The organism is Wolbachia endosymbiont of Pentalonia nigronervosa (genome assembly GCF_014534705.1).
In the GTDB taxonomy this organism is placed as follows: Bacteria; Pseudomonadota; Alphaproteobacteria; order Rickettsiales; family Anaplasmataceae; genus Wolbachia.
In genome coordinates this window covers 1-2,365 of record NZ_JACVWV010000123.1, presented here as the reverse complement: position 1 = coordinate 2,365, position 2,365 = coordinate 1, and the positions used below count along the sequence as shown (strand labels likewise).

General features: G+C 33.3%; 5 protein-coding genes. All 5 read right to left on the bottom strand.

Annotation, left to right across the window (positions count from 1 at the left end; all coding sequences use genetic code 11):
- Positions 1 to 144 precede the first annotated feature (144 nt).
- Positions 145 to 273 (bottom strand): hypothetical protein, encoded by a 129-nt coding sequence (locus IC220_RS08040; RefSeq protein WP_255424140.1) that lies wholly within the window; start codon positions 271 to 273, stop codon positions 145 to 147.
- An 84-nt stretch (positions 274 to 357) separates the two neighbouring features.
- On the bottom strand, positions 358 to 1,230 hold the full coding sequence (gene lipA / locus IC220_RS07110; protein WP_188153742.1) for a lipoyl synthase: 873 nt from the start codon (positions 1,228 to 1,230) through the stop codon (positions 358 to 360).
- Position 1,231: 1 nt separating this feature from the next.
- The gene (gene rpmB / locus IC220_RS07105; RefSeq protein WP_188153741.1) at positions 1,232 to 1,522 is read right to left on the bottom strand and encodes a 50S ribosomal protein L28; all 291 of its coding nucleotides are present in this window, start codon (positions 1,520 to 1,522) and stop codon (positions 1,232 to 1,234) included.
- A gap of 38 nt (positions 1,523 to 1,560) precedes the next feature.
- On the bottom strand, positions 1,561 to 1,902 hold the full coding sequence (locus tag IC220_RS07100; protein ID WP_188153740.1) for a DUF721 domain-containing protein: 342 nt from the start codon (positions 1,900 to 1,902) through the stop codon (positions 1,561 to 1,563).
- A gap of 284 nt (positions 1,903 to 2,186) precedes the next feature.
- Positions 2,187 to 2,365: transposase (locus tag IC220_RS07095; protein ID WP_188152690.1), on the bottom strand; the 179-nt coding region annotated here is incomplete at its 5' end.

Sequence of the window (2,365 nt, the reverse complement as noted above, 5' to 3'; positions counted from 1 at the left end):
CCATTTTTTCCCACTCCGGCCTCACTTTTTCCACGATTTTTTCAAATTCTTCTGTTTTTAGACCCGTTAATTGTCTGAAAATATAAGGGGTTTTTGCCACTTTTGCATAATTTATTGCCATTTTCTCTCACTAAAACTCTCATTTTATACGCTTTTTTTTGTTTTTCTACTTTTTTCCTCGTTTTGCAGGGGGTCTCTTCTTGTATTGACGACAGGATATTTGTCTCTAACTCTTACTAACCCAACATACTTGTTCGCTCTTTTTTCTTTCATGTGTTATACCTCCATTTTTTATATCATTAATATATCATTTTTCGGCTTGACACAGTTTATTTAACACTCCCTATATCCGTTCATTTAACTATTAAAGCGGCGAGCTTTTAGTCTAGCAAAATCTTCCCCAGCGTGATATGAAGATCTCGTGAGTGGACTTGATGCAACTACCAAAAATCCTTTAGAATAAGCAATGTATTTGTAGTGATCAAATTCTTCCGGAGTGACATATCTATCGAGTTTTGCATGTTTTGGAGTTGGTTGTAAGTACTGACCGATGGTAATAAAATCGACATCAGCGCTGCGCAAGTCATCCATCACTTGTAATATTTCTTCTTTTGTTTCCCCAAGGCCAAGCATAAATCCTGACTTTGTAAAAATTTTAGGGTTAATTTGCTTAACAGTTTTTAGTAGATATAGTGAATGAAAATAACGAGCTCGTGGTCTTATTTTGGCGTATAATCTTGGTACTGTTTCAATATTGTGGTTATAGACATCTGGTGCAGCAACAGCAATTGCTTCAAAGACCCCTTTCTTATTAAGAAAATCTGGTGTTAAGATTTCTATTGTTGTTTCTGGGCTGGTTTTTCTAATTTCTTCTATGCACTGTATAAACTGATTTGCACCACCATCCTGCAAATCATCACGATCAACAGAAGTAATAACCACATGTTTTAAATTTAATTTCTTTATAGCCTTTGCCAGATTTTCTGGTTCATGAGGATCTAATTTGTCGGGAATTCCAGTTGCAATATTGCAGAACGCACAAGCGCGAGTACAAACCGAACCGAGGATCATCACAGTAGCATGACGCTTATTCCAACACTCACCAATATTTGGACACGCTGCTTCTTCGCATACTGTATGCAAATTATGCAGCTTAACAATATTTAAAGTTTCATTAAATACTTCACCAGTCGGAACTTTTGCTCTCAACCATTGAGGTTTACTTTGCATCTTAAACAGCTTGTTGTTGCTTTTTTCTTAACATTCTTTTTATTTTCTGAGCTTTTTCACTCAATTTAACTGTTTTTGTATTAAGCAAAAAATCATCCAGACTGCCTTTATAGTCTATAGTTCTTAAGGTTCTTGTTGCTATGCGAAACTTAAATTTTTTGTTTAGTATATCACTAGTCAATGTTACCTTATGTAAGTTTAAGAGAAAAGTACGTTTAGTTTTACGGTTTGAATGTGATACCTTATTACCAAAAGACTTCTTTCTATCTGTTAATTCACAAATTCTACTCACTTTGATATATCCAAGTTATTCTATAGTTTTAAATTACACTATATCCCGAAAAAGTCAATACTCTCTTGCTTAATTTTTATATTATACACTGCTTTGTAACCAAAAAACACCGTAATTTTCTCCATTATAAGAGAAATCATATGCTGTACTTCCAGTGCTTTACTACCATTTGTTACTACTAAATATAATACACCGGAGTTTATGTTTTGCGCGTATACAATCTTTTGTGGCCTGGTATACTCTGCTATCTCTGTTCCCACTATGATATTCCAATTTAAAATAAGACGTATTTCATTGCGACTCATCTTACTCTTCATACACTTCAATACATACCTTTCTATTATAGACCCTATTTTTTTTGGTCCAGTATGTTTGAGCATATAATTATAGAGATACTTTAAAAGTATAGCTTAGCTTATAAAGTCTTTCTGTACAATCTTTCGAAACTCAACTGCTGATGATAATTTTGTTTGATCATCTAAAAATTTTGAATGAGCAAATGCAAAAAAATTAAAGCAAATCATCTTCTACTACTCAGATAAGATTGCTTGTTATACTCAAATATATCTTGTAATTGGACGAAACTTTCAGGAGGTGTAATACACGATTTTATACCCTGATACCCTGAAGGAATATACCCTGCTTCACTAGGTAGTGTCGACATTTATTTTAACCAAAGATATATAGAAGCAATATGGACAAAAGATAAGAAAGAAATAGCTAATTTATCATAACGAGTAGCAACCCTACGAAAATTCTTGAGTTTATTGAACATTCTTTCGATGAGATTTCTCTCTTTATAAAGCTCTTTATCGTATTCTCTTGGTGTTTTTCTATTGGAAC

Coding starts and splice junctions, on each gene's coding strand:
- IC220_RS08040 (WP_255424140.1), bottom strand. CDS start 273: ATGAAAGAAAAAAGAGCGAACAAGTATGTTGGGTTAGTAAGAGTTAGA.
- lipA (WP_188153742.1), bottom strand. CDS start 1,230: ATGCAAAGTAAACCTCAATGGTTGAGAGCAAAAGTTCCGACTGGTGAA.
- IC220_RS07100 (WP_188153740.1), bottom strand. CDS start 1,902: ATGCTCAAACATACTGGACCAAAAAAAATAGGGTCTATAATAGAAAGG.